This is a genomic window from Cellulomonas sp. NEAU-ZC6, assembly GCF_056844425.1.
On sequence record NZ_JBXFYH010000001.1, the window covers coordinates 1,823,755 to 1,844,477 of the forward strand.

23 protein-coding genes are annotated in these 20,723 nt (G+C 74.0%); 15 read left to right on the forward strand and 8 right to left on the reverse strand.

Going from position 1 to position 20,723, the window contains the following annotated elements; genetic code table 11:
- Positions 1-81: 81 nt before the first annotated feature.
- The 4 genes from AC1050_RS08380 to AC1050_RS08395 all read left to right on the forward strand — a co-directional run bounded on the left by AC1050_RS08380 (position 82) and on the right by AC1050_RS08395 (position 3,756).
- Positions 82-966 (forward strand): alpha/beta fold hydrolase, encoded by an 885-nt coding sequence (locus AC1050_RS08380; RefSeq protein WP_482386895.1) that lies wholly within the window; start codon positions 82-84, stop codon positions 964-966.
- 155 nt (positions 967-1,121) lie between these two features.
- On the forward strand, positions 1,122-1,949 hold the full coding sequence (locus tag AC1050_RS08385) for a CPBP family intramembrane glutamic endopeptidase (protein WP_482386896.1): 828 nt from the start codon (positions 1,122-1,124) through the stop codon (positions 1,947-1,949).
- Positions 1,946-3,100 carry a sensor histidine kinase gene (locus tag AC1050_RS08390; RefSeq protein ID WP_482386897.1) on the forward strand — a complete coding sequence of 385 codons (1,155 nt, stop codon included), beginning with the start codon at positions 1,946-1,948 and terminating at the stop codon, positions 3,098-3,100. Before AC1050_RS08385 ends, AC1050_RS08390 begins: the two co-directional genes overlap by 4 nt.
- On the forward strand, positions 3,097-3,756 hold the full coding sequence (locus AC1050_RS08395) for a response regulator (RefSeq protein WP_482386898.1): 660 nt from the start codon (positions 3,097-3,099) through the stop codon (positions 3,754-3,756). The genes AC1050_RS08390 and AC1050_RS08395 overlap by 4 nt, the downstream gene beginning before the upstream one ends.
- 70 nt (positions 3,757-3,826) lie before the next feature.
- Here AC1050_RS08395 and AC1050_RS08400 read toward each other — a convergent pair whose 3' ends face one another.
- Complete coding sequence (locus tag AC1050_RS08400; protein WP_482386899.1) at positions 3,827-4,198, reverse strand: LysR family transcriptional regulator; 372 nt, start codon at positions 4,196-4,198, stop codon at positions 3,827-3,829.
- Positions 4,199-4,452: 254 nt separating this feature from the next.
- On the opposite strand from AC1050_RS08400, the gene AC1050_RS08405 reads away from it, so the two are divergent.
- Positions 4,453-4,929: a hypothetical protein gene (locus tag AC1050_RS08405; protein WP_482386900.1), complete on the forward strand. Its 477-nt coding sequence runs from the start codon at positions 4,453-4,455 to the stop codon at positions 4,927-4,929.
- A gap of 62 nt (positions 4,930-4,991) precedes the next feature.
- On the opposite strand, the gene AC1050_RS08410 is transcribed toward AC1050_RS08405, so the two are convergent.
- Together AC1050_RS08410 and AC1050_RS08415 are read right to left on the reverse strand one after the other, a co-directional pair.
- Positions 4,992-5,366 (reverse strand): hypothetical protein, encoded by a 375-nt coding sequence (locus AC1050_RS08410; RefSeq protein ID WP_482386901.1) that lies wholly within the window; start codon positions 5,364-5,366, stop codon positions 4,992-4,994.
- Positions 5,363-5,710: a PadR family transcriptional regulator gene (locus AC1050_RS08415; RefSeq protein ID WP_482386902.1), complete on the reverse strand. Its 348-nt coding sequence runs from the start codon at positions 5,708-5,710 to the stop codon at positions 5,363-5,365. The genes AC1050_RS08410 and AC1050_RS08415 overlap by 4 nt, the downstream gene beginning before the upstream one ends.
- 216 nt (positions 5,711-5,926) lie before the next feature.
- On the opposite strand from AC1050_RS08415, the gene AC1050_RS08420 reads away from it, so the two are divergent.
- Positions 5,927-6,748, forward strand: a complete 822-nt coding sequence (locus tag AC1050_RS08420) for an SDR family oxidoreductase (protein WP_482386903.1) — start codon at positions 5,927-5,929, stop codon at positions 6,746-6,748.
- A 50-nt stretch (positions 6,749-6,798) separates the two neighbouring features.
- Here AC1050_RS08420 and AC1050_RS08425 read toward each other — a convergent pair whose 3' ends face one another.
- The 3 genes from AC1050_RS08425 to AC1050_RS08435 form a co-directional block, all read right to left on the reverse strand.
- Entirely contained in the window at positions 6,799-7,152 is a 354-nt protein-coding gene (locus AC1050_RS08425; RefSeq protein ID WP_482386904.1) for a carboxymuconolactone decarboxylase family protein, read from the reverse strand.
- A 37-nt stretch (positions 7,153-7,189) separates the two neighbouring features.
- Entirely contained in the window at positions 7,190-8,176 is a 987-nt protein-coding gene (locus AC1050_RS08430; RefSeq protein ID WP_482386905.1) for an aldo/keto reductase, read from the reverse strand.
- Positions 8,177-8,358: 182 nt separating this feature from the next.
- Entirely contained in the window at positions 8,359-8,877 is a 519-nt protein-coding gene (locus AC1050_RS08435; RefSeq protein ID WP_482386906.1) for a MarR family winged helix-turn-helix transcriptional regulator, read from the reverse strand.
- Between the two features lie 112 nt (positions 8,878-8,989).
- Here AC1050_RS08435 and AC1050_RS08440 point away from each other — a divergent pair, with 112 nt between their 5' ends.
- Both AC1050_RS08440 and AC1050_RS08445 read left to right on the forward strand, forming a co-directional pair.
- Positions 8,990-9,928, forward strand: coding sequence for an NADP-dependent oxidoreductase (locus AC1050_RS08440; RefSeq protein WP_482386907.1), 939 nt, complete (start codon positions 8,990-8,992; stop codon positions 9,926-9,928).
- 116 nt (positions 9,929-10,044) lie between these two features.
- A complete protein-coding gene (locus AC1050_RS08445; protein WP_482386908.1) occupies positions 10,045-10,935 on the forward strand; it encodes an oxidoreductase in 891 nt (296 codons plus the stop codon).
- Between the two features lie 25 nt (positions 10,936-10,960).
- On the opposite strand, the gene AC1050_RS08450 is transcribed toward AC1050_RS08445, so the two are convergent.
- Together AC1050_RS08450 and AC1050_RS08455 are read right to left on the reverse strand one after the other, a co-directional pair.
- On the reverse strand, positions 10,961-11,770 hold the full coding sequence (locus AC1050_RS08450; RefSeq protein ID WP_482386909.1) for an NADPH-dependent F420 reductase: 810 nt from the start codon (positions 11,768-11,770) through the stop codon (positions 10,961-10,963).
- Complete coding sequence (locus tag AC1050_RS08455) at positions 11,767-13,272, reverse strand: DHA2 family efflux MFS transporter permease subunit (RefSeq protein ID WP_482386910.1); 1,506 nt, start codon at positions 13,270-13,272, stop codon at positions 11,767-11,769. Before AC1050_RS08455 ends, AC1050_RS08450 begins: the two co-directional genes overlap by 4 nt.
- A 173-nt stretch (positions 13,273-13,445) precedes the next feature.
- Here AC1050_RS08455 and AC1050_RS08460 point away from each other — a divergent pair, with 173 nt between their 5' ends.
- The 7 genes from AC1050_RS08460 (at position 13,446) to AC1050_RS08490 (ending at position 20,722) form a co-directional block, all read left to right on the forward strand.
- Positions 13,446-14,036, forward strand: a complete 591-nt coding sequence (locus AC1050_RS08460) for a TetR/AcrR family transcriptional regulator (RefSeq protein WP_482386911.1) — start codon at positions 13,446-13,448, stop codon at positions 14,034-14,036.
- Between the two features lie 102 nt (positions 14,037-14,138).
- Complete coding sequence (locus tag AC1050_RS08465) at positions 14,139-15,026, forward strand: type IV toxin-antitoxin system AbiEi family antitoxin domain-containing protein (RefSeq protein WP_482386912.1); 888 nt, start codon at positions 14,139-14,141, stop codon at positions 15,024-15,026.
- A complete protein-coding gene (locus AC1050_RS08470) occupies positions 15,023-15,940 on the forward strand; it encodes a nucleotidyl transferase AbiEii/AbiGii toxin family protein (RefSeq protein ID WP_482386913.1) in 918 nt (305 codons plus the stop codon). The genes AC1050_RS08465 and AC1050_RS08470 overlap by 4 nt, the downstream gene beginning before the upstream one ends.
- Before the next feature lie 125 nt (positions 15,941-16,065).
- Positions 16,066-17,580 (forward strand): MFS transporter, encoded by a 1,515-nt coding sequence (locus AC1050_RS08475; protein WP_482386914.1) that lies wholly within the window; start codon positions 16,066-16,068, stop codon positions 17,578-17,580.
- Positions 17,577-18,692 (forward strand): M24 family metallopeptidase, encoded by a 1,116-nt coding sequence (locus tag AC1050_RS08480; protein WP_482386915.1) that lies wholly within the window; start codon positions 17,577-17,579, stop codon positions 18,690-18,692. Before AC1050_RS08475 ends, AC1050_RS08480 begins: the two co-directional genes overlap by 4 nt.
- 78 nt (positions 18,693-18,770) lie before the next feature.
- On the forward strand, positions 18,771-20,276 hold the full coding sequence (gadC, locus tag AC1050_RS08485) for a glutamate/gamma-aminobutyrate antiporter GadC (protein WP_482386916.1): 1,506 nt from the start codon (positions 18,771-18,773) through the stop codon (positions 20,274-20,276).
- Complete coding sequence (locus AC1050_RS08490; RefSeq protein WP_482386917.1) at positions 20,273-20,722, forward strand: hypothetical protein; 450 nt, start codon at positions 20,273-20,275, stop codon at positions 20,720-20,722. The genes gadC and AC1050_RS08490 overlap by 4 nt, the downstream gene beginning before the upstream one ends.
- The last annotated feature ends 1 nt before the right edge of the window (position 20,723 follow it).

Consider the following 20,723-nt stretch of genomic DNA (forward strand, 5'->3'; position numbering starts at 1 on the left):
CGTAGGGCGCGGGGGCGATGGTTGACAACCTGGTTGACGAGAGTCATTCTGACAACCCCGTTGTCAATCAGGAGGTCCACCATGAGCACGTCCCACCCCGGCGCCTCGATCCCCGAGGTCGAGCACCACCACGCGAGCGTGAACGGCACGACGCTGCACCACGTCACCGCGGGGACCGGCGGCAGCCCCGTGCTGCTCGTCCACGGGTTCCCGGAGTCCTGGTGGGTGTTCCACCGGCTCGTCCCGCTGCTCGCCCGCCGCCACCGGGTCGTCGCCGTCGACCTGCGCGGCTTCGGCGACTCCGCCGTCGCCGACGAGGCGTTCAGCAGCGCCGTCGCCGCGGAGGACCTGCACGGATTGATCGACCTGCTCGGCCTCGGCCCGGTGCACGTCCTCGGGCAGGACATCGCCGGCGGGTCGCTGCTCCGGCTCGCGACGTCGCACCCCGAGGACCTCCTCAGCCTCACGGCGGTGGAGATGGGGCTGCCCGGCTTCGGTCTCGAGGCGTTCGCCGACGTGACGCACGGCGGCTCGTGGCACATCGGGACGATCGCCGCGCCCGGCATCGCGGAGATGCTCCTCGCCGGCCGGGAGCGCGAGCTGCTCGGGCGCTGGGCGTTCCCCTCGATGACGGCGGTGGCCGGCGCCGTCACCGAGGCCGACGTCGCGGAGTTCGCCCGGACCTACGCCCGGGCCGGCGGCTGGCGCGGTGCTGCCGGCATCTACCGCTCCGTCCTCACCGAGGGGCCGGAGCTCGCCCGCCTCGCCGCGGACCGGCCGATCGAGGTCGCCGTCCTGGCCGTCGGGGGCTCCGGCGGCGAGTTCACCGCGGCCACCATGCGGCAGGTCGTCCGGGGCGACGTCCGATCGGTGCTCCTGGCCGGAGTCGGCCACCACGTCGCCCTGGAGGCGCCGGACGACCTCGCCGCGGCCGTCGTCGAGCTCCTGGGCGACGTCGACGGGTGATCGGCCGGGGTGCCGTCGCACGGCGTGTCCCCCGGGAGAGCTACCCGGAACTGTCCACCCTGCGGTGACGCCCCCGGGACAGCGCGATCCCTAGCGTTCCAGGAAGCCGCGACGTCCGGTTCGCGGGTTCTCAGGAAGGCCTCATCGTGCGTCTCGTGAAGCAGCTCGGGGCAGTGGTGCTCGTCGCCGTCGCCGGAAGTCTGGCAGTCCGGGCGGTGGAGCAGAGCTGGCTCCTCACGCTCGTCGTGGGGGTCGCGGCGGCGGTGCTCATGCTGGTCGCCTACCGGTGGGTCGTGCGGCGGACCGAGAACCGCGACGTCGTCGAGGTGGGCGCGGCCGGAGCGGTGCCCGAGCTCTCCCGGGGCGTGGGCATCGGCGTGCTGATGTTCGTGCTCGTGATCGCGTGCCTGACGGGGCTCGGTGCCTACCGGGTCGAGGGCTGGGGATCGGCCACCACGGCGATCGGGTTCGTCGGCTTCACGGCGGCCGCGGTCATGACGGAGGAGCTGATCTTCCGCGGCATCCTGTTCCGGGTGCTCGAGGAGCGCGCCGGCACCTGGATGTCGCTCGTCCTCACTGGGCTGCTGTTCGGTGCCATGCACCTGGTCAACCCCGAGGCGACCGTCTGGGGCGCCCTCGCCATCGCCGTGGAGGCCGGGTTCATGCTCGCCGCGGCCTACGCAGCGACCCGCAGGCTCTGGCTCCCCATCGGGCTCCACCTCGGCTGGAACTTCGCGGCCGCCGGGATCTTCGGCACGGAGGTCTCCGGCAGCGGCGCTCCGCAGGGGGTCCTGTCGGGCGTCACGTCCGGCCCCGTCCTCGTCTCGGGAGGCGCCTTCGGCCCCGAGGGCAGCGTGTTCGCGGTCCTCGCCGGGGTCGTGCTGACCGGCGTGCTGATGACGGTCGCGCACCGGCGTGGCCGCATCGTGTCGCGCCGGCGCCGGGCCACCACGCCCGCCGCGGCCGCTACCGTGGCCCGGTGATCGACCTCCGCTCGGCCCCGGACCTGTGGCGGAGGCTCCCGGTCCTGGTCCGGGACGCGCCGCTGGCCGTCGGGCTCGCGCTGCTGCCGCTGGTGCCGGCGCTGGACGACCAGGGGACGCAGCTGGGCGACCTGCCGCGCCGGCCGATGGACGGGCTGGCCGTCCTGGCGGTGGCGCTGCAGAGCCTGCCCCTCGCCGGACGACGCCGGTGGCCGCTGGCCTGCCTCGCGCTCGTCGCGGCGGGCTTCGCCCTGGACCAGGTCCGGGCGTACCACACGACGGCCGCGATCGGCCTCCCGCTGGCCCTGCTCAGCGCGGGTGCGCACGCCGGGAAGCACCGGCGGACCACCGTGCTGGTGGCCTCGGCGGCCTACGTGGCGCTGGTCGTGGCGCTCGGGCGGCGGGGGTCGACCGAGTCGGTCGTCGACCTCCTCGTCTTCTACCTGCTGCTCGGCGTCGCGTGGGGCGTCGGGGCGTGGCTGCGGCGCACCCGCGCGGCGGAGGCGGAGCGCCGGCGCTACGTCGCGGAGACCACCCGCACCGCGGAGCGCACCCGCATCGCCCGGGAGCTGCACGACGTCGTGACCCACCACGTGACCGCGATGGTCGTGCAGGCGGAGGCAGCGCGGTACCTGACGGCCGACCCGGTGGCGCTGGACCGCACGCTCGACGCGGTCTCGGCCACCGGGCGCCGCGCCGTCGACGACCTGCGGCACGTCCTGGACCTGCTCGACCCGGACCACGGGCCGGAGGAACGCACCCCCGCCGTCGGTGAGCTCCCCGAGCTGGTCGAGCAGGCCCGGCGCGCCGGCCAGCCCGTCGACCTCGTCCACGAGGGCGGGTCCTCGCCGATCACCGGCGGCGCCGAGGTCGTCACGTACCGCGTCGTCCAGGAGGCGTTGACCAACGCGCTCAAGCACGCCCGCGGCCGTCGCACGAGCGTGCGGGTGCAGCAGGCCCGCGACGAGGTGGTCGTCGAGGTGAGCACCGACGGACCGGCCTCGGGGGCGCGGCCGCTGAGCGGGAGCGGGCGCGGGCTCGCCGGCCTGCGTGCCCGCGTCGAGGTGCTCGGCGGGGAGCTCGGTGCGGGCCCCGAGGCCGACGGCCGGTTCGTGGTCCGGGCCCGCATCCCGCTCGGGACCCCGTCGTGACCGCCCCGCTCCGCGTGCTGGTCTGCGACGACCAGCCGCTGATCCGGACCGGGTTCGCCACGATCATCGGCGCGCAGCCCGACCTCGAGGTCGTGGGCGAGTGCGCCGACGGACGCGCCGCGGTGGACACGGCTGCGCGCGTGCGTCCCGACGTCGTCGTGATGGACGTCCGGATGCCCGTCCTGGACGGCATCGAGGCCACGCGCCTCCTGGCCGGGGCCGGCGTCGCGGACCCGGTCAAGGTCCTCGTGGTGACGACGTTCAACCTCGACGAGTACGTGTACGAGGCGCTGCGCGCGGGAGCCAGCGGGTTCCTGCTGAAGGACGCCCCGCCGGCCCGGCTGCTGGACGGGATCCGCACGGTCGCCTCCGGCGCGGCGCTCCTGGCCCCCGAGGTGACGCGCCGGCTCGTGGGGCGCTACGCCGGTCGGATCCGGCCACCCGCCACCTCGCCCGACGACGGCCTACTGACCCCGCGCGAGCTCGAGGTCCTGCGGCTCATCGCGAGCGGCCTGTCGAACGCGGAGATCGCGACCACGCTCGTGATCAGCCCGGAGACGGTCAAGACGTACGTCTCGCGGATCCTGACGAAGCTCGACCTGCGCGACCGCGTCCAGGTCGTCGTCTACGCCTACCGCCACGGCCTGGTCGCCTGATCCCGAGCGGGCGCGGGCGGCTCCTCTGGCCCGTGGGTGCCGGAGAGCAATCGAGCGCCCATCGGGACGGTCACGACATCACGTCGAGGCGCGGCCGCAGAACCGGGTTCGGCGGGCCGATGGGTCGAGGCTCGACCGAGGCGAGGAGTTCTCGGTGCACCTCCAGGAGCTCGGCAGCCTTGTCGGCCACCTGCCGGCCCGCGACGGTGGGCTCGCACCCCTCGGCCGTCCTTCGCAGGAGACGGATCCGGAGCTGCCGCTCCAAATGGGTCACGTGAGAGCTGACTGTGCTGAGCGAATAGGTCAGCGCAATCGCCGCCGTGGTCATGGAGCCATGCTGCACAACGGCCAGGAAGGTCGCCAGGTGAGTGATGGAGAGATGCACTAGCCCCCCGGAGCGCAGGTCAATCCTTTTATTGCTCTGGTCATCGTCGCACGTCATACGACGCGCGATAGGGTCTTCGAAGATCCCGAAGGCCCGTTGTGGGAGCCGCGAGGTGCGTCGGCGAACTCGCGAAGCGGCCCGGGTCCCGGAGCGACGCCAGCGCCTCTATAGCACGGCTGCGCCCTGACGACTGGCACTTCCGCGCACCTTCAGGGAATCCGCACGAGCATTCCCCCGGGGCGGCCGGTACGGCGAGGCTGCCCTGTGTGCGCGCCGCTCCGAGCGCGTGGGACACCACAGGGGAGAAGAACGTGAAGAACCGCAACCGCATCACGGCCGGGATCGTCTCGGCCGCGCTCGCCAGCACCATGGTGCTGGCCTCGGGTCAGGTCGCCACGGCGAACACCTCGACCCCCGCAGCCGCCCCGGTGGCATCCATCTCGGTCTCCTCGATGACGGCTGCGGCGGCGCCCGGGACCACTGCGCCGACTCCTCCGGCGCCGACTCCCGTCCAGCTCCCGGCGCCGGCCCCGGGTCTCTCCGATGGAGGCGGCGCGAGCACCACGGCAGTCCCTATCGCCGTCCGACTTGCGGTGAAGGCGGCTCTCGAGGTCCTCAAGCGCACGAGCACGACCTGGTACAACAACGTCATCCGCTACGTGAACAACGGCAAGACCGCTTTCGTCAACTGGTGGAACACCTCGGTCCCCGGTTGGGTCAAGACGCTGTTCGGCGGAGTTTCCGCCTCGGCGATCTACGACGCGATCCGGTGGATCATCGGGATCTGATTCCTGCCGCTCACTGGTGAGTTCGACGACCGGTCCACCCCGCCGAGCGCGAGGTGGACCGGTCAGCCGCGTGGGCGCCGGAGGTAGTCGGAGACGAACTGCCCTGCGATCCCCGCTGCGGCGAGCGCGACCGCCGGGACCAGCACGAACGGCCCCATCGCCTCGCGGACGTCCCATCCCGCCGCGCGGCCCAGGAGGACGGCGATGAGCCACGCCCCGGCGGCGACCAGTCCCGCGAGCACCAGCGGACCTGCCTTCCTCCTGGTGGGGAGGTCGGGCACCAGCGCTGCTGCGTACTCCTCCGGCGCCCCGAGCTCGTTCTCCAGTGCGTCGTCGCGCATCCGGAGGCTCTCGGCTTCCCGGACGACGTCCGCGATCAGCGCCTCGTCCGCGCCGCGTGACCGCAAGGCGACGACGAGCCTGCGCGTGTAGTTCATGGTGCGTACCCCCCAGCTTGGTCGTGCAACGAGTCGAGCGAGCGGGTCAGGTCGGCCCACGCGACACGTGCGTGGTGGAGCTCCGAAGCGCCGAGCTCCGTGAGCGCGAAGACCTTGCGCGCCGGGCCCGAGGCCGATGTGTCCCACTCATGAGTGATCAGACGCTGCTCCTCCAGGCGGCGGAGCAGCGGGTACAGGGTGCCGCCCTGCAGTCGGGCGAACCCCGCGGCGCGGAGCGTCGAGACGAGCTCGTAGCCGTGACGCGGCCGCGACGCCAACGCCGCGAGGGTCCCGTACGGCAGCGCGCCGCGGGAGAGCTCTGAGCGCCAGTCGAGTAGGGCCACACCTAGATAGTGGCACTACCTAGGTAGTTGTGTCCAGGTCGACCCGCTCACGGCGAGAGCGGTTGGTCCTGAGGAGCAGGTGGGCTCCGACCCCGCTGAGCGCACCGGGCACCCGGTCGAGTGGCGCGACCGTGCCCGGCGTTGCACGGTGAGGCGAGGCTGCAGCGCCGCGGCCGTCCGCCCGCCACCGGGCCACGGGCCCGCGAGGGAGCACCCATGACCGCGCAGGACCCGACCGCCCGACCCGACCCCCGCCGCGTCCTGGTGACCGGTGCCGACTCCGGCATCGGCAAGGCGTGCGCGGTGCGCCTCGCCCGCCCCGGCGGCCACGTCGCGATCACCTGGCACGAGGACGAGGACGGCGCCCGGCGGACCGCCGCCGAGGTGCGCGAGCACGGCGCGGAGGCGCACGTCGCCCGCCTGGACCTGTCCGACCCGGAGACCGCGCCGCCGGTCGTCGACGAGCTCGTCGCGGCGATGGGCGGCCTCGACGCCGCGGTGCTGGCCGCGGGGACCGGCTCGTCCACGCTGCTGCTGGACATGGACTTCGCCGAGTGGCGGCACGTCCTCTCGGTCGACCTGGACGGGGCGTTCCTGTGCCTGCAGACCGCCGCGCGGCACCTGGTCGACGGCGGGCAGGGCGGCAGCATCGTCGCGATCACCAGCGTGCACGAGCACGCGCCGCGGGTGGGCGCCGGGCCGTACTGCGCGGCGAAGGGCGGGCTCGGGCTCCTGGTGAAGGTGGCCGCCCTGGAACTCGCCGAGCACGGCATCACGGTCAACGCGGTCGCGCCGGGCGAGATCGCCACGCCCATGACCGGGCAGGAGGACGAGACCGTGCTGACGGGGCACGAGCGCCCGGGCATCCCGCTGCGCCGGCCCGGTGACGCGCGGGAGATCGCGGCGGTGGTGGAGCTGCTGTGCTCCCCCGACGGCGGCTACACCACCGGCGCGTCCTGGCCCGTCGACGGCGGGATGCTCACGATGGGCCCGATGGCCGGCTCGCACCTGCAGCAGGACGACTGGCGCCGCCCCTGACGTGCCGCAGGGCCGGCGTCAGGGGCGACGGGGAGGGACTCCGCCGGGGGTCAGCGCTCCTGCGTGAAGACGTTCTTGGCGACCGTCATGGCACTCATCCCGTTGGGCCAGCCGGTGTAGAACGCGAGGTGGGTGATCGCCTCCTTCAGCTCGTCCTCCGTCACCCCGTTCTGCCGTGCGAAGTCGAGGTGGAACGTGAGCTGGTCGGTCTTGCCCATCGCGGTGAGCGCGGCCACCGTGACCAGGCTGCGGTCGCGCTTGGACAGGCCGGCGCGCTCCCACACCTCGTCGAACAGGACCTCGTCGGTGTAGTGCACGAGCCCCGGCGCGAAGTCGCCGAACGCCTGCCGGCCTCCGGTCCAGCCCCCGGTGCTCCCGCTGTTCTGGTCGTGGTGCTCGGTCATCGGCACGTCCTTCCTCGTCGGTGATCCGGGGCAGGGCTCATCGGTCGACGAACGCCATGTGCTCCGGGTTGTACCGGTCGCCGCTGACGGCGATCCGGGCGGTGAGCGTGTCGAGGTCGGCCACCTCGTCGGCGGACAGCGCCACCTGCGTGGCGGCGGCGTTCTCCTCGACGCGCTCGATGCGGCGCGTGCCGGGGATGGGCACGATCCACGGCTGCTGGGCCAGCAACCAGGCGAGCGCGACCTGGCCGGGCGTGGCGCCCTTCGCCTCGGCGAGGGCGCGCACGTGCTCGACGAGCGCCGCGTTGGCCTCGCGGTTCTCCGCGGAGAACCGCGGCACCCGCGTGCGGATGTCGCCCGGGCTGAAGGTCGTGCTGGTGTCCACGGTGCCAGTCAGGAACCCCTTGCCGAGCGGGCTGAACGGCACGAAGCCGATGCCGAGCTCCGCGAGCGCCGGCAGCACCTCCGGCTCGGGGTCGCGGGTCCACAGCGAGTACTCCGACTGCACCGCCGTCACCGGGTGCACGGCGTGGGCCCGCCGGATCGTCCCGGCCGCCGCCTCGGAGAGGCCGAAGTGGCGCACCTTGCCCTCGGCGACGAGCTCGCCCACGGTGCCGGCGACGTCCTCGATCGGCACGTCCGGGTCGACGCGGTGCTGGTAGAACAGGTCGATCACGTCGGTCCGCAGCCGCCGCAGCGACGCCTCGGCCACCCGGCGGATCTGCTCGGGGCGGCTGTCCAGCCCGACGGATGCGCCGTCGCGGATGTCCCAGCCGAACTTGGTGGCGATGACGACCCGGTCGCGCACCGGCTCCAGGGCCTCGCCGACCAGCTCCTCGTTGACGTAGGGACCGTAGACCTCGGCGGTGTCGACGAACGTGACGCCACGGTCCACCGCGCCGCGCAGGACGCCGATCATGTCCTCGCGCGAGCCGGGGTTGGGGCCGTAGCTCTGCGACATGCCCATGGCGCCGAGGCCGATCGCCGAGACCTCGAGCCCCTGGCCGAGTGTGCGGGTGTGCATGGTGCGCTCCTTCGGTGCGAGGGGTGCGGGTCACGCCGGGTGGCCCACCGGCCTCCCCGCGGTCGTCCGCTCCGTCGACGGTACGACCGGGCGGGCGGTCCTGGGAGTCCCCGCCAGTACCCCCCAGGGATCACCGCACCGTGCCGTACCGCGCCGCACCGCTCGGGCAGCCGGCGGGCCCGTCAGCCCCCGTCGCTCCCGGCCGCGGTCTTTCGCCGCCGCGGCGCCGCCGACCGCGGCGGGGTCCGGCGCATGTGGTCCCGCGCCCGGCCGAGGACGTCGGCGAGCGTCTCGACGTCTGCTCGCGACAGCGGCGCGAGCAGCAGGTCGTCGACGACACCGACGTGCCCCGTCAGGACCCGGCCGAGCAGCGCGCGCCCCTCGTCGGTGAGGGTGACGGTGATGCTCCGCTCGTCGTCGACCGCCGGCGCGCGGACCACCAGGCCGCGCTTCTCCAGCGCCTGCGCCTGGTAGGTCAGCCCGCTGCGGCTGTACACGACGCCGTCGGCGAGGTCGGTCATCCGCCGGCTGCCGCCGGGGGCGTCGCCGAGCGTCGCCAGGAGCTGGAACTGGACGTAGCTCAGTCCCCCGGCCTCCTGCAGCTGCTGCTCGACGGCGTGCCGGAGCAGGCTGCTCGCCTCGATGAGCGCGAAGTACGCGCCGAGCTCGGTGGCGTCCAGGGATCGCGGGGACGAGGTCATGCGCCGAGTCTACAGGTGCTTCGAACCCGTACTACTTGCTTCTGATTCGAAGCAACGCTACGGTCGTCCTACTTGCTTCGAAACCGAAGCACCTCACGGACGGAGAACGACCATGAAGGCAGTGCGCTTCCACCAGACCGGCGGCCCCGAGGTCCTGCGCTACGAGGACGCCCCCCAGCCCGTGCCCGGCGCCGACGAGATCCGAGTCCGGGTGGCCGGCTCGGCGTTCAACCCCGCGGACGGCGGGATGCGCGGCGGGTTCCTGCCGATCCCGGTGACGCTCCCCCACGTCCCCGGGTACGACGTGTCCGGCACGGTCGACGCGCTCGGGGACGGGGTCGACGGCCTCGCGGTCGGCGACGCCGTCGTCGGGTTCACGCCGATGGCCGCGGACGGCTCGGCCGCGGAGTACGTCGTGGTCCCGGCCGACGCGCTGGTGCCCGCCCCGACCCGCATCCCCCTGGCCGACGCGGCCGGGCTGCCCTCGGTCGGCCTGACCGCCTGGCAGGCGCTGTTCGAGGGCGGCGGGCTCACGGCAGGTCAGCGGCTGCTGGTGAACGGCGCCGGCGGGCCCGTCGGCGGCTACGCGGTGCAGCTGGCCAAGCGCGCGGGTGCCCACGTGATCGCCACCGCCAGCCCGCGCAGCACCGCGAGCGTCCGCGCGGCCGGAGCGGACGAGATCGTCGACCACACCACGACCTCGCTGCTCGAGGCCGTGACCGACCCCGTCGACGTCCTGCTCAACCTGGCGCCGATCACCGCGGAGGCGTTCACCGCGCTGGTGGCGCGGGTGCGGGACGGCGGCGTGGTGGTCTCCACGACCCCCATGGTCGCGACGCCCGGCGACGAGCAGCGCGGGGTCCGCGCCGTGACCGTCTACCTGCACCCGGACGCCGAGGTGCTGTCCCGGCTGGTCGGGCTGGTCGACAGCGGGGACCTGCGCGTCGAGATCGCCCGCCGGGTGCCGCTCGCCGAGCTGCCCGCCCTGCACGCGCAGGCCGAGGCCGGGCAGGTGCACGGCAAGGTCGTCGTCGTCCCGTCTGCGGCGTGACCGGCGCCTGCGCCCACGGATCCTCGCGACGCCCACCGATCTTTCCGGGGGCGTCGCGAGAATCGGTGGGCGATGCGGTGCCGCAGCCGCGGACGTACGGCCGCTAGCGTCGGGGGATGACGAACCAGCCCCGGGTCGCGGTCGTCGGACCCGGCGCGATCGGCACCACGGTCGCCGCCGCGCTCCACGAGCAGGGACGGACCCCGTTCGTCGCCGGCCGCTCGCCGAGAACGGGGCTCACGCTCGACTCCCCGCGCGGGCGGGTGGTCGTCCCGGGGCCGGTGCACACCGACCCGGGTGGCGCGCGGGAGCCGGCCGACCTCGTCCTGCTCGCGGTGAAGGCGACGCAGACCGCGTCGGCGGCGGGCTGGCTCCGCGCGCTCTGCGGTCCGGCCACCGTGGTGTGCGTGCTGCAGAACGGCGTCGAGCAGGGCGAGACCGTGGCTCCGCTCGTCCCCGGCAGCGAGGTGGTGCCGGCCGTCGTGTGGTTCCCGGCCGTGCGGCAGGACGACGGCACCGTCCGCCTCCTCGGCGACGCGCGCCTGACCCTGCCGGACGTGCCCGGCTCCGAGGCGGTCCTGCGGGCACTGCACGGCACGCTGTGCGCAGTCGAGACGTCCCCCGACTTCCCGACCGACGCCTGGCGGAAGCTGCTGCAGAACGCGGCCGCCGGTCTCATGGCGCTCACCGGGCGGCGCTCGGGCGTGTTCGCCCGCGACGACATCGGCGCCCTGACGCTCGCCTACCTCGCCGAGTGCCTCGCAGTCGCGCGGGCCGACGGCGCGCGACTGGACGACGACGAGCCCCGGCGGATCCTCGACGGGTTCCGCGGCGCTCCCGCCGACAGGGGGACCTCGATCCTCGCCGACCGCGAGCACGGACGACCGCTCGAGTGGGACGTCCGCAACGGCGTGGTCCGGCGACGCGGCCGGGCCCACGGCATCGCCACGCCCCTCAGCGACGTCCTCGTGCCGCTGCTCGCCGCCACGAGCGACGGACCGGGCTGACCGAGCCGCCGCCCGGCCGAGCGGCTCAGCTGTACAGCAGGCGGTTGAGCTGGACGAAGAAGTCGTCGCCGCGCTCGGTGTCGCCGTCCATCAGCTCGGTGAGGACGGTCATCGCGAGGTCGCGGCGACGGGGTCCCCGGCCGGGAACCGCAGCCGCGAGCGCGGTGCGCAGCTCGGGGCCGGTCAGGTCGGTGCAGTAGGCGGGCGTGCCGGGCTGCTGGCGCCAGGAGTCCGCGAGGGTGCCGGCATCGAGGCCCTCGAAGCCGGTGTCCTCGACCAGGGCCGTGCCGACCGCGCGGTCCTCGTCGCGGTCGGCGGCGACGGGCACCGCGATCCGGTCGGGGTCGCCGGCAGCCGAGGCGTGGGACCGGAACGACGAGGAGAGGATCGCGTTCCACGCCTTGACGACGCGGCGGCCGCCGAGCTGCTCGGCCACCCACAGGCTCTCGACCTGACCCTCGTCGATCGCGGCGATGTGGCCGTCCCGCGCCGGGTAGTAGTTCGAGGTGTCCAGCACGACCGCGGCGTCCGGCAGGCGGTCGACGAGCGGCCGGAGCTCGGGCACGCGGGCGAGCGGGACGGAGATGATGAGGGCGTCGACGTCGGTGACGACGTCGGTCGCCTCGACGGCCCGGGCGCCGGCGGTCAGCAGCTCGGCGGGGATGGTGTGCGGTCCGCGAGAGTTGGCGACCTTGACGTCGTGGCCGCGCTCGCTGAGGCGCTGGGTGAGGGTGGCGCCGATGTTGCCCACGCCGATGATGCCGATGCGCATGGTGTGTCTCCTTCTGGTCGAGCTGCGAGGTCGTGCGGGATCGGAGGTGACCGGTCCGGTCACCGGGAAGCCGGGGCCTGATCGGTGTCGGCCGTGTCGGTCGGGGCCGGCTTGCCGATGAACAGGGTGCCGACGACGGCGCCGAGCGCGATGACGGCGGCGGCGGTGAAGGCCCCGCGGCCCGCCGCGACCGACTCGTCGACGCTGAGCGCACCGGCGTCCGCCGCGCGGGACGCGATCGTGTAGGCCGAGACGAGCACCGCGCCGCCGGCGGCGCCGGCCAGCTGCTGCGCGGTGGTGAACGCCGCGGTGCCGTGCGGGTAGAGGTCCGCGCGGAGCGAGGACAGCGCGGTGGTGGTCAGCGGCGCCCACATCATCGCCTGAGCGGCGGACATGACCAGGTACGCGACCAGCAGCGTGCCGACGCCGGTGCCGCGGTCCAAGGTGCTGAGGAACCACAGCGCCGCCGTCCAGATCAGCGCACCGGGGATGGTCAGCGGCCGCGGACCCACGCGGTCGTAGACGCGGCCGCCGAGGGCCGACACCAGGGCGATCACCGCGCCGCTGGGGACCAGGAACAACCCGATCGCGAGCGTGCTGAGACCCTGGACGCCGGTGAGGACCAGGGGCAGGACGAGCGCGGTGCCGAACCCGTTCATCGCGACGACGATCATCACGGCCAGCGACAGCGCGAAGGACCGCGAGCGGAAGATCCGCATGTCGAGGAACGGCTCGGCGTGCCGGCGCAGCGCCAGCTGGCGCAGGACGAACGCCGCGACGCCGACCAGGCCGATCACGATCGGCACCAGCGGCGGGACGAGGACGTGACCGGTGACCGACTCGCCGATCGAGGCCAGGCCGAAGACCAGCGCGCCGAACCCGACGGCGGACAGCGCGAGGGAGAGCAGGTCCAGCGTGACCGGCTCCGGCGTGGTGATGTTCCTCAGCTTCGCCGCCCCGAGCACGAGGCCGATCAGCGCGATCGGCAGGACCAGGATGAACAGCCACCGCCAGGACAGCTGCGACAGCACGAGCCCGGAGACGGCCGGCCCGATGGCGGGCGCGAGCGCCGGCACGGCCGAGACCAGCGCCATCGTCGCTCCCCGGCGCGCGGCGGGGACCAGGCGCATGGCGGTCGTCATCAGCAGCGGGAGGAACACGGCGGTGCCCACCGCCTGGACGAGCCGGCCGGCCAGCAGCACGCCGAAGCCCGGGGCGGCCGCGGCGATCGCCGTCCCCACGACGAACAGCGACATCGCACCGAGGAAGATCGTGCGCAGGTGGAAGCGCCGCATGACGAACCCGGTCGCCGGGACCAGCACGGCCAGCGTCAGCAGGTAGCCCGTCGTCAGCCACTGGCCCGTCGCCGGGGTGATGCCCAGGTCCGCGATCAGGGTCGGCAGCGCCACCCCGAGCAGCATCTCGTTGAGCAGGACGATGAACGCCGAAGCCATCAGCAGGCCGATGACCAGGGCGTCGCCGCGGGCGACCCGCGCGCGGGGATCGGCGTCGGGGACCTGCTGGGCGGCCGCTGCGGCCGCGGTCGAGGTCGAGGTGGTGGTCATCGCGGTGGGTCGTCTCTCTGTCGTGGGGGTCGTCCGGGCGGAGGTCGTCAGGTCGGTCGCTGGTCGGGCCGTCCTGGCCGGGTGGCGGCGACCGGCGAGATGGAGATAGCCTCCGGTTAGGTCAGCGACCATACGGAGAGCGTCTCCGGATTGTCAACGGGAGGGCGGCACGGGTGTCCCAGACGACGACCGGCGGGGCCCGCAGGCCGCGCACCGACGCGCAGCGCAACCGCAGCCACATCCTCGACACCGCCGAGCACTACTTCGCCGAGCACGGCGTCGCGGGCTCGCTGGACGCGATCGCCAAGCAGGCGGGGGTCGGGCCCGGAACGCTGTACCGGCACTTCCCGAACCGGGGCGCGCTGCTCGCCGCCCTGCTGGACGCCCGCGCCGACGAGCTGGAGCAGCGGCGCCGGGCCATCGTCGCCGAGCAGACCGACGCGGCCGACGCCCTCGCGCGGTGGCTGGACGCCCTCGCCGCATGGGCGAGCGCCTTCGACGGCCTGCCCGAGCCGCTCCGCGCCGCGCTCGACGAGGAGAGCTCCCCCCTCGCGCTCACCTGCCAGGGCTTCGTCGAGGGGACGGACGAGTTCCTGCGCGCGGCGCAGGCCGAGGGCAGCGCCCGGCCCGACGTCCGCGGGCGCGACCTGTTCCTGGCCGTGCTGGCGATCACCTGGGTCCGGGGCGCGGCGATGGCGGACGAGTCGTCCGGGCCCGGGCTGGCCGCGCTGCTGCAGACCGGGTGGTCGGTGCCGCGGGGCTAGGACTCGCCCCCGAGGCGAGCCGGATGAGCACCCCGCGCGATCGACGCCTGCCCGTTCCATATCGCTCTGGATCTGTCACACTCTGAGCGTTACATTGCCAGCATGCGCACCGCCGGGCTCGTCGCACTCACCGACCTGCACGCCGGGCAGTGGGGCCTCGTGACCACCGCCCAGGCCGAGCAGGCCGGGATCTCGCGCATGCAGCTGACGCGACTCGCCGAGGCCGGCGTCCTCGACCGGGTCGCGCACGGCGTCTACGCCTCGCCCGCGGTGCTCGGGGACGAGCTCCTTGGGCTGCGCGCGGCCTGGATCGCACTGCAGCCACGCCGAGCGGTGGCCGAGCGGCTCGCGGACCCCGTCGCTGCCGGCGTCGTCTCGCACACCTCCGCCGCGCACCTGCACCGCCTCGGCGAGCTGCTCGCCGACGTGCACGAGCTCACCCTCCCCGAGCGTTACCAATCCACCCGCTCCGGAGTCCGGGTGCACCGGCGCACCCTGGCGCCGGGCGAGATCACGCTGGTCGCGGGCCTGCCCGTGACCAGCGCGGCACGCACCACCGCCGATCTCCTCGCTGACGGGCACGACCTCCAGCACGTCGGTCGCGTCGCAGCCGACGCGGTCCGGGCAGGCTCCGCCGACACGCCTGCTCTGGCTCGTGCCCTCGAGCCGCTGGCGCACCGGCACGGTGCAGCCGACGCGACCGAGCTGACCTCGCGGCTGCTGCGAGCCGGGGGCCTGGACCCGCGCGATCTCGGGGACCGCCCCGTCCGCGCTCCTGACGACACCGACGTGTCCGCACTCCCCGGCGCGGACGGACTCCTCGACGACCTCGCGGTGCTGGGCGCGGTGGCGACGACCAGCCCGGACGTGCGAGTCGCCCTCGCCACGCTGGCGGATCACGTGCGGTCGACCGACTCACCGGTCGAGGAGGCGCTGCAGCGGCTGCTGGCGAACCTGCACGCACGGACGTCCTCACCGGACGGACCGTGACCGGGTCGAGGTACCGGGACGGGCTCGCGCTCTGGCGCGCGCTCGCCGACCGCGCGCGTGTCGCAGCCCGGGCCACGGGTCGACCTGCGAACGAGCTGGTCCGGCGGTTCGTCTACGACCGGTTCCTCGCGCGGGTGTTCGTCGATCCGTCCGCTCCCTGGGTCCTCAAGGGCGGGACTGCCGTGCTGGCCCGGGTCGTCGACGCCCGGCACAGCAGGGACATCGACCTCCTGCGCAGCCTCGGCACGATCGAGGAGGCGCTCGACGCGCTGCGCGGGGCCGCGGCCGTCGACCTCCACGACCACTTCCGGTTCGTGATCCGCGGCGTGCGCACCGTCGGCGGCGGCGCGGCGCAGCCCGGCGTCACGGGCTACCGGGTCCAGGTCGACGCCTACTGCGGCACGCGCCTGTGCGAGTCGTTCGGTGTCGACCTGGTGACCGGATCGCTCATGACAACCGACCCCGAGGTCGTGCGCCCCAGCACCCCGATCGACCTTCCGGACGTGCCCGCGCCGACGGTGCGGGCGTACCCGGTGGTCGACCACATCGCCGACAAGCTGGCCGCCACCGAGAGCCGCTACGCCGACGGCGCGCGTTCGACCCGACCGCGCGACCTGGTGGACCTGGTGGTGCTCGCCCGCACGCAGTCCGTCGACGGCGACGACCTGCGCACCGCGATCGTCGCCGAGCGCCTGCACCGGCCGCTGCCCGCCGTCGAGTCGTTCTCCGTCCCGCCCGCGTGGGCGACGACGTACCCACCGCTGGCCGCGCGGACCCCGCACTGCGCGGGGCTGCACGACATCGAGGCAGCCGCCCGCCTCGTGGCGACGTTGCTCGAACCGGCGATGAGCGGCGCCGCCGCCGGGCGCCGCTGGGACCCGGCCGGTGCGACGTGGCTACCGCGGAGCGCCTGAACGGTCGTCTCACCCAGCGCGCTTCGAGCTCCCGTCGCCCGCCGGGCGGGGTTCATCCCCGCCGGGTGATCGCCGTCCACTGCCGCCGTCCTAGCGTCGAGGCACCGCCGACGGGAGGCCGGGGCATGCCGGACGCACGCAGCAGGTCGCGCACGGGCAGCGGGGTGCTGGTCGCCACGTGCCTGTCCACCCTCGTGGTCAACGCGAACACGTCCGCGGTGAGCATCCTGCTGCCGGCGATCAGCGCCGACACCGGGACGTCCGTCGACACGCTGCAGTGGGCGGTGACCGGCTACTCGCTGGTCGGCGCGGCGGTCATCATCACCTCGGGGTCGCTGGGCGACGTGTTCGGCCGCAAGCGGGTGTTCCAGCTGGGCCTGCTGCTGTTCGTGGTGTCCTGCGTGCTGATCGCGCTGTCCCAGAGCGGCACGGGGGTGATCGTGGGCCGGCTGATCCAGGGCGCGGCGGGCGCGACGATCCTGGCGTGCGGGCTCAGCCTGCTGTCGGTGGCGGCGGACGGGGAGACGCAGCTGCGCTGGGTGTCGCTGTGGGGCGCCGCGGCCGCGGTGGGGGCCGCCGCGGGCCCGCTGCTGGGCGGCGTGCTGGTGGACGTGACCGGGTGGCAGGGCCTGTTCTGGATCGACGCCGGCGTCGGCCTGGTCTGCATGGGGATCACGTTCGCGGCGGTGGCGGAGTCGCGCGACCCGGACCGGCCACGCTCCATCGACTACCTCGGCACGGTGCTGGTCGCGCTGACGCTGGTGCCGCTGATCCTCGGCGTGAGCCAGAGCGGCGACTGGGGCTGGCTGTCCGTGCCGACGCTCGGCTGCTTCGCGCTCAGCGTCGTCGCCGGGTGGCTGTTCGTGGTCGTCGAGCAGCGGACCGCCGTCCCGCTGCTGCACCTGGAGCTGCTGCGCAACCGGATCCTGGTCGGGTCCACGCTGGCGATCCTCATCGGGGCGGGCACGATCAACGGGCTGATGTACCTGCTCAGCCTGTACTTCCAGAACCCGGTGGCCCTCGGCTTCAGCCCGCTGCAGGCCGGGCTCGCCACCCTGCCGGCGACCGTCGGCCTGGTGGTGGTCGCACCGCTGGTGCCGCAGCTGGCCAAGCGGCTCGGCGGCCGGCAGACGATCGGCGCGGGGTTTCTCATCACGACGGCCGGGTTCGTCGTCATCGGCCTGACCCAGGCGTCGTGGACCTACCTGTGGTTCCTGCTGCCGCTGATCGCGATCGCGGTCGGGATGGGGCTGTCCAACGGCCCGTCGTCCTCCGCGGCGACGGCCTCGGTGCCCGAGGAGCAGGTGGGCGAGGCGTCCGGGGTGTCGAACATGGCCCGGTACGTCGGCGCGGCCGTCGCGACCGCGCTGGCGGCGACGATCTACTCCTCGGTGGACGCCAACCGCACCGCCGACGGGGCGTCAGAGGCGGACGCCCTGGCCGCGGGCCTCGCCGCGGCGTCCTGGGTGATGGCCGTGTTCAGCGCGCTCGGCATCCTGCTGGCCGTCGTCGCCATCCGGCGGCACCGCGCCGCGACCGGGACGGTGCAGGACGCCGCCGCCGCGGCCGCCGCCCACCTGATGACGCTCCCCACGTCGGCGACGCCGACGCACGCGCCCGCCGCGGGAGGCCGCTCATGACCACCCCGTTCACGCGCGAGGACTACGCAGGCCGGATGGCCCGGGTCGTCGCCGACGCTAGCGCCGCCGGCCTCGACGGGGTGCTGGTGACCCCGGGCCCGGACCTGGTGTGGCTGACCGGCTACCGGCCGACGGCGACGACCGAGCGCCTGACGCTGCTGCTGCTCACCGCCGACCACGAGCCGACCCTGGTGGTGCCGGTGCTCGAGCGGCCGGACGCGGAGGGCGCGGTCGGCGCCGCGGCCGCGACGCTGGTCGACTGGGCCGACGGTGCGGACCCGTACGCGGCCGCGAGCGCCCTGCTGCGTCCCGACGGCCGGTACGCGGTGTCGGACAACGCGTGGGCGCTGCACCTGCTGCACCTGCAGGCGGCGCTCCCCCGCACCACGTACGACTCGGTCACGGGGCGGCTGCCGATGCTGCGGGCGGTCAAGGACGACGCCGAGCTCGCGCGGCTCGCGGCCGCCGGCGCCGCGGCGGACGCGGCGTACGACGAGATCGTGCAGGTGCGGTTCGCCGGCCGCCGGGAGACCGAGGTCGCCGCGGACCTGGCCGCCCTGCTGCGCCGGTTCGGCCACGAGCAGGTCGACTTCACGGTCGTGGGCTCGGGGCCGAACGGGGCGAACCCGCACCACGAGGCGGGCGACCGGGTCATCGAGGACGGTGACTGCGTGGTGCTGGACTTCGGCGGGCTGCTGGACGGCTACGGCTCCGACACCAGCCGCACGGTGTGCGTCGGCGAGCCGAGCGCGGAGATCCGCGCGGTGCACGAGGTCGTCCGGCGGGCCCAGCAGGCCGGGGTGGACGCTGTGCGCCCGGGCGTGGCCTGCCAGGAGGTCGACCGCGCCGCGCGGGCGGTGATCGAGGACGCCGGGTACGGGCCGCAGTTCATCCACCGCACCGGGCACGGCATCGGCGTCACCACCCACGAGCCGCCCTACATGGTCGAGGGCGAGGAGCTGCCGCTGGTCCCCGGGATGTGCTTCTCGGTCGAGCCGGGCGTCTACCTGCCCGGCCGGTTCGGCGTGCGCATCGAGGACATCGTCACGGTGACCGACGACGACGGCCGCCGGCTGAACACGACGGGGCGGGACCTGCGGGTCGTGCACTGATTCACCCACGCGAGGTGAGGTGCCGGGGCGGACGGCTCGCGACCGTGAGCACAGCAGGTCGGGCACGAGGAGGCGGCGATGAGCGCGATGGACCTTCCGGCAGGACGGCCGGTGGCTGCGAGCCGGGCCCAGGCCCGCGCGGCGGCACCCGCGCGGCAGTGGATCTCCTGGATCGCCCTGGCGATGATGACCACCAGCTCGGTGGCCAGCCTGCGGGCGGCGCCCACGATGGCGGTCTACGGGCTGGCCTGCGTGTTCCTCTACCTCGTGCCGGCGATCGTGTTCCTGCTGCCGACGTCGCTGGTGTCGGCGGAGCTCGCGTCCGGGTACAAGGGCGGCATCTTCAACTGGGTGTCCCGCGGCATCTCGAAGCCGATGGGGTTCCTGGCGGTGTGGTGCCAGTTCGCGATGACGATCTTCTACTACCCGAGCCTGCTCGGGTTCGTGGCCAGCACGCTCGCGTACGTGATCAACCCGGCGCTGGCGACCAGCGGCGTCTGGACCGCATGCGTGATCGTGATCGTGTACTGGTCGGGCGTCTGGGTGTCGTCCCGCGGCACGTCGGGCGTCGCCGGGCTGGCCAGCGGCGGCCTGATCATCGGGACCCTCATCCCCGGGGTCGTGCTGGTGGCGCTGGGCGTGCTGTTCCTCGGGCAGGGCAACCCGTCGGCGGCACCGATGGACGCGCAGCACCTGCTGCCGGCGTGGGCCGGGCTGGCGTCCCTGGTGCTGATCGTCAACAACTTCCTGTCGTACTCGGGCATGGAGATGAACGCGGTGCACGTCGGGTCGCTGCGGAACCCGGCCAAGGAGTTCCCCAAGGCGATGTTCCTGGCCATGGGGATGGTGCTGCTGATCTTCATCCTCCCCGCCCTGGTGATCAGCTGGATCGTCCCGGCCGACCAGCTCTCGCTCACCGCCGGCGTGATGCAGGCGTTCGACGCGGTGTTCGCCCAGTTCGGCGTGCAGTGGCTGACACCGGTCTTCGGCGTCATGCTCGTGGCGGCCTCGCTCGGCGGGATGCTGACCTGGCTGGCCGGGCCGTCGAAGGGCCTGCTGCTGATCTCCCGGCAGGAGGGGTACCTGCCGCCCTTCCTGCAGCGGCGGAACAAGCACGGCGTGCAGCAGAACATCCTGGTGACCCAGGGCGTCGTCACCACGGTGATCGCGCTCGGGTACGCGCTGATCCCCGACGTGTCCAGCGCCTACTGGATCTTCTCGGTGATCACCACGCAGGTGTACCTGATCATGTACCTGCTCATGTTCGTCGCCGCGGTGCGGCTGCGGCGGCACGACCCGGACCACCCCCGCGGGTACCGGGCGCCGATGCTCGTCGGGCTGTGCGGCGTCGGGTTCGCGGCCTCGCTGGCCGCGCTGCTGGTCGGGTTCGTCCCGCCGTCGCAGTTCGGCGGCGCCAACACCCTGACCTACCTGCTGATCGTCGGCGGCGGGGCGCTCGGGCTCGGGCTGCTGGTGCCGTTCCTGTTCTACCGGCTGCGCAAGCCGTCGTGGAAGCAGCCGGACGCCGAGGACGCAGCCGACGCCGACGCCGACGACGGCACCGAGGAGGTGGCGGCGTCATGAGCGACACCGGCAGCGTGCGGTCGCCGCGGCGGAACGCGGTGCTCTACTGGGTCTCGGCCGGCCTGCTGGTCGTGCTCGCCGTGATCGGGATCGCGTCCTACCGGGGCGCGCGGGAGACCCAGGTCGCGAACGACAAGGCCGACGAGCTCATCGCCGTGCTCGCGGAGGCGGGGGTCGACCCGCTGCCGTCCCGGCAGCAGGTGGCCGGGGTGCTCGGGGACGACGGCGGGTCGGTCTGCCAGGACCCGGGCGCGGCGCTGCGGCAGGCCACGCTGTTCGGGCTGTACACGAACGGCGCGACCGGGCCGGGCGCGCGCCCGGTCATCGCCGACAGCCGGCTGGTGCGGGGCCAGCTCGCGGTGATGGAGGTGTACTGCCCGGACCAGGTCGACGAGGCCCGGGCCTACCTGGACGACCTCACGACCGACGACGTGGTGCGGGGCTGAC

Coding starts and splice junctions, on each gene's coding strand:
- AC1050_RS08435 (WP_482386906.1), bottom strand. CDS start 8,877: ATGACCTCGTCCCCGCGATCCCTGGACGCCACCGAGCTCGGCGCGTAC.
- AC1050_RS08420 (WP_482386903.1), top strand. CDS start 5,927: ATGACCGCGCAGGACCCGACCGCCCGACCCGACCCCCGCCGCGTCCTG.
- AC1050_RS08410 (WP_482386901.1), bottom strand. CDS start 5,366: ATGAACTACACGCGCAGGCTCGTCGTCGCCTTGCGGTCACGCGGCGCG.
- AC1050_RS08440 (WP_482386907.1), top strand. CDS start 8,990: ATGAAGGCAGTGCGCTTCCACCAGACCGGCGGCCCCGAGGTCCTGCGC.
- AC1050_RS08455 (WP_482386910.1), bottom strand. CDS start 13,272: ATGACCACCACCTCGACCTCGACCGCGGCCGCAGCGGCCGCCCAGCAG.
- AC1050_RS08465 (WP_482386912.1), top strand. CDS start 14,139: ATGCGCACCGCCGGGCTCGTCGCACTCACCGACCTGCACGCCGGGCAG.
- AC1050_RS08430 (WP_482386905.1), bottom strand. CDS start 8,176: ATGCACACCCGCACACTCGGCCAGGGGCTCGAGGTCTCGGCGATCGGC.
- AC1050_RS08425 (WP_482386904.1), bottom strand. CDS start 7,152: ATGACCGAGCACCACGACCAGAACAGCGGGAGCACCGGGGGCTGGACC.
- AC1050_RS08475 (WP_482386914.1), top strand. CDS start 16,066: ATGCCGGACGCACGCAGCAGGTCGCGCACGGGCAGCGGGGTGCTGGTC.
- AC1050_RS08480 (WP_482386915.1), top strand. CDS start 17,577: ATGACCACCCCGTTCACGCGCGAGGACTACGCAGGCCGGATGGCCCGG.
- AC1050_RS08490 (WP_482386917.1), top strand. CDS start 20,273: ATGAGCGACACCGGCAGCGTGCGGTCGCCGCGGCGGAACGCGGTGCTC.
- AC1050_RS08380 (WP_482386895.1), top strand. CDS start 82: ATGAGCACGTCCCACCCCGGCGCCTCGATCCCCGAGGTCGAGCACCAC.
- gadC (WP_482386916.1), top strand. CDS start 18,771: ATGAGCGCGATGGACCTTCCGGCAGGACGGCCGGTGGCTGCGAGCCGG.
- AC1050_RS08445 (WP_482386908.1), top strand. CDS start 10,045: ATGACGAACCAGCCCCGGGTCGCGGTCGTCGGACCCGGCGCGATCGGC.
- AC1050_RS08400 (WP_482386899.1), bottom strand. CDS start 4,198: ATGACGTGCGACGATGACCAGAGCAATAAAAGGATTGACCTGCGCTCC.